Below are 6,857 nucleotides of genomic sequence, written 5' to 3'. Positions count from 1 at the left end.
GCCCGGCCGGCGATCCAGCCGGTGGCATCCGAATCGGCGGGTCCGCCGTGCGGCGGGTTGTACTTGAATCCGCCGTCGCGCGGCGGGTTGTGGCTCGGCGTGATGACGATGCCGTCGGCCTGCGCACCTCCCGGCGTCAGCGCGCGATTGAACCGGATGATCGCGCGCGAGACCGCGGGCGTCGGAACGAAGCCGCCCTCGGCATCCACGAGCGCCGTCACGCCGTTGGCCGTCAGCACCTCGAGGCAGGTCTGCTGCGCGGGTGCGGAGAGCGCGTGGGTGTCGGCGCCGACGAAGACGGGACCCAGGATGCCCTGGGTGGCCCGGTACTCGACGATCGCCTGCGTGGTCGCCGCGATGTGGGTGTCGGTGAAGGCGCCGTCGAGGCTCGAGCCGCGGTGGCCGCTCGTGCCGAACACGACCGGCTGGTCGGGCGCGGGCGGGGCCTCGTAGGCCCGCAGCAGGGCGTCGACATCGACGAGGTCATCCGGGAGCGCGGGGGTTCCGGCGCGGCCAGCGCCAGCCGAACTCACGGCTGGATCTCCATGCGCGAGATGAGGTCGTCGGCGAGCTCGAAACGGAAGCCGCTCGTTCCGTTGAACCCGCCGCCGGAGACCAGGACGGCGTCGGGGGTGAAGGCGGCGCCGAAGGCTTCATGGTCTCCGGCGTTGGTGGCATCGATCGTCCGCTGCACGGCGGAGGGAACCTCGGTCATGGGGCTAGTCTCCCAGCCTCGGTAGGCTCGCAGCCATGCCCTTGCCCGCCGCCCCGGAGCCGTACAGCTATCTCGGACCCGCCGGCACGTTCACCTGGCTCGCACTGACGCAGGTCCCGGAGGCGACCGGCGCCGAGTGGCGCAGCGTCAACAACGTCGGCGAGGCGCTCGACGACGTGCTCTCGGGCCGCAGCGTCGCCGCGATGATCGCGATCGAGAACAGCGTCGAGGGCGGCGTCAGCGCCACCCAGGATGCGCTCGCCAACATCCCGGGTCTGCGGATCATCGGCGAGTATCTCGTCCCGGTGAACTTCTCGCTGGTCGCCCGGCCCGGCACGAAGCTCGCCGACGTGCGGGTCGTCGCCGCGCACCCCGTCGCGTACGCGCAGTGCCACCTCTGGCTCGACGCCGCGCTGCCCGACCACGAGCACCTGCCCGCCACGTCGAACGTGAGTGCCCCGGCCGGGCTGCTCGAGGCCGACGCCGTCGCGGATGCCGCCATCGCCCCGCCGGGGATCGAGGATCAGCTCGAGGTCGAGGTGCTGGCCACCGGCATCGGGGACAACCCGAACGCCGTCACCCGATTCGTGCTCGTGTCGTCGAGCCTGGCCATCCCGGAGCGCACCGGTGCCGACAAGACGAGCGTCATCGTCGAGCTTCCGTCCGACGCCCCCGGGGCGCTCATGGAGATGCTCGAGCAGTTCGCCACGCGCGGCGTCAACATGAGCCTGCTCGAATCCCGCCCGATCGGGGATGCCCTCGGTCGGTACCGGTTCGTCGTCGACCTCGACGGGCACCTGCACGACGAGCGCGTCGCCGACGCCCTCCTCGGGCTCAAGCGGTTCAGTCCGAACGTCATGTTCCTCGGGTCGTACCCGCGCGCCGATCGCACCGACGTCGAGGTGAACCCGCGCTACGGCGACGAGGTGTTCGTCGAAGCCCGGGATTGGCTGCGCGGGATCTTGTCGGGGGAGCCCCCCGCGTAGGAGGCTGAGGCATGGCCGATTCAGGGATCGATCCGCGCTATGCCGCGCAGTTCCAGCGGGGGTTCGACCCCGCCCAGCACGCGCCCGTTCCGCCCCCGCAGAGGCGGGGCCCCGAGCCGATCGAGAGTCTCCGGCCACCGGTCGTTCTGCGGGTGCCCGACCCGCCGCGGATCGCCGAGAGTCCGCCGCCCCTCCCGGTGCCCCTCGTCGCGGAGCTGGATCCGAGCGCGGCCGACGATTCCGACGTGCCGGTGCGGTCCCGGTGGGAGTGGACGCTCCCCGCGCTGGCGGCGGCGCTGATCGTCGCGGCGGCCCTCCTGTTCTGGACGACTGCGACCGAGACGGGAATGAACGACGGCACGTGGGGTCAGGCGGATTACGTCGCGAACAGCATGCGGATGCTGCTGCCGGGCCCGCTGCTCGTCGCCGGCGTTCTCGCCCTCACCGTGTGGATCGTGGCGCGCGGACTGACCTCGCGGGCGGCGCCGTGAGTCGGCACCGACTCGCGATCGTCCTGGGAGCGCTCTGCCTCGCCCTCGGAGTCGGCGCGATTGCGGCGGCATCCACCGTCGTCGACGTCAGTCTCCAGATCAACGAGTACTGGTCGAGCGGCCCGACCGCTCAGCCGGGAGACCCCGAGTTCGATCGGATGAACGCCCTCCAGACGGTCATCTCGGTCCTGGGTCAAGCCATCCCCTGGATCGTGTTGGCCGCGGCGGTCCCGGGCATCGGGGCCCTCGTGCTCGCCGGCTCGGCGACTCAGGTCGCGGGCTCGGTCTCGGCGACGGCGGCGCGGGTGGCTTCGAGCGACTGAGCCACTTCTTCGGGGTCGGGCACGTCGATCTCGCGGTCCTCGGGGATGCGGATGCGCACGGCGCCGGCATCGACGGTGCAGCGGAAGCCGGTGACCATCCCGAAGTCGTCGCCGTCGAGCTCGAACTCCTCGGGGTGATCGAGGATCAGCTCGAAGCGCGCGGCCTTGAGATAGCGCAGGGCACGCACCTCACGCGTCATCCCCATCAGCTTCCGACCGACGGTGGAGCGGCGCAGCACGCCGTTCTCCCAGAAGATCTTGACCCAGACCTGGGCCCAGCCGACGAAGCTCTCCGGCCGGAGGCTGACGATGTCGAACAAGCCGTCATCGACGGCCGCCTCGGGCAGCAGCAGGATGTTGCCGGGCAGCGAGCCGCAGTTGCCGACGAGCACCGTATGGGCCGTCATCGCCTTCGTCGGGCCGTCGTCGACGCGGAACTTCACCCGCATGCTGTTGCTGTCGCGCACGGCCTTGCGGATCGCGTCGATGTAGGCGATCCAGCCGACCCTCTTCTTCAGCTCCTCGTCGGAGTTGGCGATCATCTTCGCGTCGATCCCGATGCCGGCCATGACCAGGAAGGCGTGCTCCTCGGTGGACCCGTCCTCGCGCCGCAGCTCGGCGATTCCGAGGTCGACGGGGCGGTCTTTGCCCGTGAAGGCGGTGCGCACCGAGTCGCCGAGATGGTTGAGCGTGAGCTCGAGGTTGCGCGCCAGCAGGTTCCCGGTGCCCGACGGGAGCAGAGCGAGCGCGGCATCCGAGTCGCGCAGCCCTTCGGCGACGGCGCGGACGGTGCCGTCGCCCCCCGCCGCGAGCACGACCTCGGCGCCCTGTGCGGCGGCTTCCCGCGCCTGCCCGATCCCCGGATCCTCGACGCTCGTCTCGAGCCAGAGGGTCTCGCCCCATCCGGCGTCCTTCGCTGCGGCGTCGACGGTGGCGCGGAGCTCGTCGACATCCACCTTCACCGGGTTGTAGACGACCGCTGCACGTCGAGCAGGGGAGGTGGGGGCGGCCATGCGATAACGGTATCCCTCCGATGCGACCTGAGCCGGGGCTTGTGGTGGCGTCAATAGGATGGGAACGTGATCGACCCGCAGCTGCTGCGCGAGAATCCCGACGTCGTCCGCCGCTCGCAGGAGGCCAGGGGGGTGTCCCCGTCGACGGTCGACGAGGCCATCGCCGCCGACGCCGCCCGCCGAGCCGCCCTCGCCACGTTCGAGAACGCCCGCGCCGAGCAGAACGTCTTCGGCAAGACCGTCGCCGCCGCCCCCAAGGACCAGAAGGCGGCGCTCGTCGCGCAGGCCCAGGAGATGGCGGCCGCGGTCAAGACCGCTCAGGCCGCGGTGACCGAGGCCGAGGCCGAGTTCCTGGCGGTCGTCGGCGGCATCCAGAACATCGTCATCGACGGCATCCCGGCGGGCGGCGAGGAGAACTTCGTCACCCTCCGCGAGGTCGGCACCCCGCGGGTGTTCGACCCGGCGGAGTTCCCCGACGGACCCCGTGACCACCTCGCGATCGGTGAGATCCTCGGCGCGATCGACATGGAACGCGGTGCCAAGGTCTCCGGCTCGCGGTTCTACTTCCTCAAGGGGGTCGGCGCGCTCCTGGAGATGGCGATCGTGCGGATGGGGCTCGACCGGGCGCTCGCCGCCGGCTTCGAGCCGCTCATCACCCCGACGCTCGTGCGCCCCGACATCATGGCGGGCACCGGCTTCCTCGGCGCGCACTCCGACGAGATCTACTACCTCGAACGCGACGACCTCTACCTCACGGGTACGAGCGAGGTCGCGCTCGCCGGCTACCACAAGGACGAGATCATCGACGTCGCGGAGCCGATCCGCTACGCCGGCATCTCCACCTGCTACCGCCGCGAGGCCGGTTCCGGCGGCAAGGACACCCGGGGCATCATCCGGGTGCACCAGTTCCAGAAGCTCGAGATGTTCTCCTACGTCGACCCCGCCGACGCCGAGGCCGAGCACGAGCGGCTCCTCGCGATGGAGGAGGGGATGCTGACCGACCTCGGCCTCGCCTACCGCGTCATCGACGTGGCCGCCGGCGATCTCGGCTCGAGCGCCGCGCGCAAGTTCGACACCGAGGCCTGGGTGCCCACGCAGGGCGCGTTCCGCGAGCTCACGTCGACGTCGAACTGCACCACGTACCAGGCGCGACGCCTCGACATCCGCTATCGCACCCCGGAGGGCAAGACGGCTCCCGTCGCGACCCTCAACGGCACGCTCGCGACCACCCGCTGGATCGTCGCGCTGCTCGAGACGCACCAGCAGCCGGACGGCTCCGTGCTCGTGCCGGAGGCGCTGCGGCCCTATCTGGGTCTCGACGTCATGTCGCCCCGATGACGTCCGACCGCTGGCTCGTCGGGCTCGACGTCGACGGCACCATCCTCCACGAGGACGGCACGCTGACGGATGCGCTCCGCGACGAGATCCGACGGGTGCGCGACCTCGGGCACGAGGTCATGATCGCGACCGGACGCTCGGTGTCGATGACCCTCCCGGTGCTCGACCAGTTGGGGATCACCCCCGACTACGTCGTCTGTGCGAACGGCGCCGTCGTGCTGCGCCGCGACGCGGCCGCTCCGGTCGGGTACGCGCGCGACCACGTCGAGACGTTCGACCCGACCGAGGTGCTCACCACCATCCGCAGCCACCTCGGCGACGCCTCCTACGCGGTCGAGGATGCCGAAGGCGTCTTCCGCTACACGGGCCACTTCCCCGACGGTGCGCTCGCCGTCTCCAGCCGCAAGGTCGAGTTCGCCGAACTGCTCGACGTCGCCGCCACCCGTGTCGTCGTCATCTCGCCCGGTCACGCGATCGAGGACTTCCTCGCGGTGGTCGAGCGGATGGGGTTGCACAAGGTCACCTACAACGTCGGCTGGACCGCGTGGCTCGACATCGCGCCCGACGGAGTCAACAAGGCGACCGGGCTGGAACGGGTGCGCGCGGCGCTCGAGATCCCGGCATCCCGGGTCTTCACGGCGGGGGATGGCCGCAACGACATCGACATGCTCGAGTGGACGGCGGCCGGCGGCGGCGTGGCCGTCGCCATGGGCCAGGCGCCGCCTGAGGTGATCGCCGCGGCGACCGAGACCACCGGCACCGATCTGGACGACGGGCTCGCCGAGGCTCTCTCACGGCATTTCCCCGGTTTGGGCACCTAGCGTCCGTTACGATCGGGATTCGGATTCGCCAGGGAGGGCTGTCCGAGTGGCCGATGGAGCCAGTCTTGAAAACTGGTGGGCAGAAATGTCTCGTGGGTTCGAATCCCACGCCCTCCGCTGCTCCCGCCCGCCGTATGCGCCGTATGTAGGAAACGAGGACCCGACGTGAGCGAACTGCGTCAGCGCTCCGCGCGCACGCCCGAACCGACGGGTCCGGCCGGCATCGCCCGGCACGGTCGCCTCAAGGGCGGCGCCGCCTGGCGCTCGGCGCTCGCGATCATCGCGGGCGGGCTCGCGGTCGTGTTCGTCGCGGGAGCCTCCGTCGCGGGGATCGCCGCGTGGCAGCTGCAGAACAGCATCGAGACGGTGGAGATCGAATTCGACACCCAGGGCGCCCCCCCGGCGATCGGTGCGTTCGAGGGCGGGTTCAACATCCTGCTCGTCGGCAGCGACACGCGTGACGGCCAGGGGTCCGCGTTCGGCAACGAGTCCTCGACACTCAACGACGTCAACATGCTGCTGCACGTCGCGGCGGATCAGAAGAGCGCCGTGCTCGTCAGCATCCCTCGAGACATGGTGGTGCCCCTCCCGGAGTGCGAGAACGGCGGGCCAGCGACGGGCGAGCCCATCAACACGACGCTGTTCTACGGCGGCCTCAGTTGCACCGTCGAGACCGTGCAGAACCTCACCGGCCTGCCGATCCAGTTCGCGGGATTGATCACCTTCAACGGGGTCATCTCGATGTCGTCGGCGGTCGGCGGCGTCGAGGTGTGCGCGACCGAGGCGATCAAAGACCCGTACACCGGCCTCGACATTCCCGCGGGGGCGAGCACGCTCGAAGGTTGGCAGGCGCTCGCCTTCCTGCGCTCGCGACACGGCGTCGGCGACGGCAGCGACCTGGGTCGCATCAGCTCCCAGCAGGTGTTCCTCTCGTCGCTCGTGCGCAAGATCAAGAGCGACGACACGCTGACCGACTTCGGGAAGCTCTACGGCATCGCGCAGGCGGCGACGCAGAACATGACGCTGTCGGAGAACTTCGCCCGGCTCGACACGCTGGTCGCGATCGCCCTCGTGCTGAAGGACATCCCGCTCGAGAACATCGCGATGGTGCAGTACCCCAGCAAGACGGGTGGCACGGGGATCTATCTCGGCAAGGTGCAGCCGATCACG

General features: G+C 70.3%; 8 protein-coding genes, 1 tRNA gene and 1 pseudogene. 7 read left to right on the top strand and 3 right to left on the bottom strand.

Translation table 11 applies throughout. The annotated features are described in order from the left end of the window. Positions 1-533 (bottom strand): annotated as a pseudogene (locus ACILQS_RS14760) (phosphoglucomutase, alpha-D-glucose phosphate-specific); the annotation flags it as partial. After that, entirely contained in the window at positions 530-715 is a 186-nt protein-coding gene (locus ACILQS_RS14755) for a hypothetical protein (protein ID WP_395640885.1), read from the bottom strand. The pseudogene ACILQS_RS14760 and the gene ACILQS_RS14755, both read right to left, overlap by 4 nt. Before the next feature lie 35 nt (positions 716-750). Here ACILQS_RS14755 and pheA point away from each other — a divergent pair, with 35 nt between their 5' ends. From pheA to ACILQS_RS14740, 3 genes are read left to right on the top strand one after another with little or no spacing between them, the layout of a single operon-like run. After that, complete coding sequence (pheA, locus tag ACILQS_RS14750; RefSeq protein ID WP_395640884.1) at positions 751-1,701, top strand: prephenate dehydratase; 951 nt, start codon at positions 751-753, stop codon at positions 1,699-1,701. Positions 1,702-1,712: 11 nt separating this feature from the next. Continuing rightward, positions 1,713-2,192, top strand: a complete 480-nt coding sequence (locus tag ACILQS_RS14745) for a hypothetical protein (protein WP_395640883.1) — start codon at positions 1,713-1,715, stop codon at positions 2,190-2,192. Next, positions 2,189-2,515 carry a hypothetical protein gene (locus ACILQS_RS14740; RefSeq protein ID WP_395640882.1) on the top strand — a complete coding sequence of 109 codons (327 nt, stop codon included), beginning with the start codon at positions 2,189-2,191 and terminating at the stop codon, positions 2,513-2,515. The genes ACILQS_RS14745 and ACILQS_RS14740 overlap by 4 nt, the downstream gene beginning before the upstream one ends. On the opposite strand, the gene ACILQS_RS14735 is transcribed toward ACILQS_RS14740, so the two are convergent. After that, a complete protein-coding gene (locus ACILQS_RS14735) occupies positions 2,461-3,528 on the bottom strand; it encodes a diacylglycerol/lipid kinase family protein (protein ID WP_395640881.1) in 1,068 nt (355 codons plus the stop codon). The genes ACILQS_RS14740 and ACILQS_RS14735 overlap by 55 nt on opposite strands. Before the next feature lie 66 nt (positions 3,529-3,594). On the opposite strand from ACILQS_RS14735, the gene serS reads away from it, so the two are divergent. From serS to ACILQS_RS14715, 4 genes are all read left to right on the top strand, one after another. Further along, complete coding sequence (gene serS / locus ACILQS_RS14730; RefSeq protein ID WP_395640880.1) at positions 3,595-4,866, top strand: serine--tRNA ligase; 1,272 nt, start codon at positions 3,595-3,597, stop codon at positions 4,864-4,866. Beyond that, positions 4,863-5,687, top strand: coding sequence for an HAD family hydrolase (locus ACILQS_RS14725; RefSeq protein ID WP_395640879.1), 825 nt, complete (start codon positions 4,863-4,865; stop codon positions 5,685-5,687). The genes serS and ACILQS_RS14725 overlap by 4 nt, the downstream gene beginning before the upstream one ends. A gap of 32 nt (positions 5,688-5,719) precedes the next feature. Continuing rightward, positions 5,720-5,804 (top strand) — tRNA-Ser (locus ACILQS_RS14720). Positions 5,805-5,852: 48 nt separating this feature from the next. Beyond that, a partial coding sequence (locus ACILQS_RS14715) for an LCP family protein (protein WP_395640878.1) occupies positions 5,853-6,857 on the top strand: 1,005 nt, incomplete at its 3' end.

It is taken from the genome of Pseudolysinimonas sp., assembly GCF_044239695.1.
In the GTDB taxonomy this organism is placed as follows: Bacteria; Actinomycetota; Actinomycetes; order Actinomycetales; family Microbacteriaceae; genus Pseudolysinimonas_A.
The sequence above is the reverse complement of the archived record's forward strand: the minus strand, read 5'-3'. Positions and strand labels throughout refer to the sequence as shown.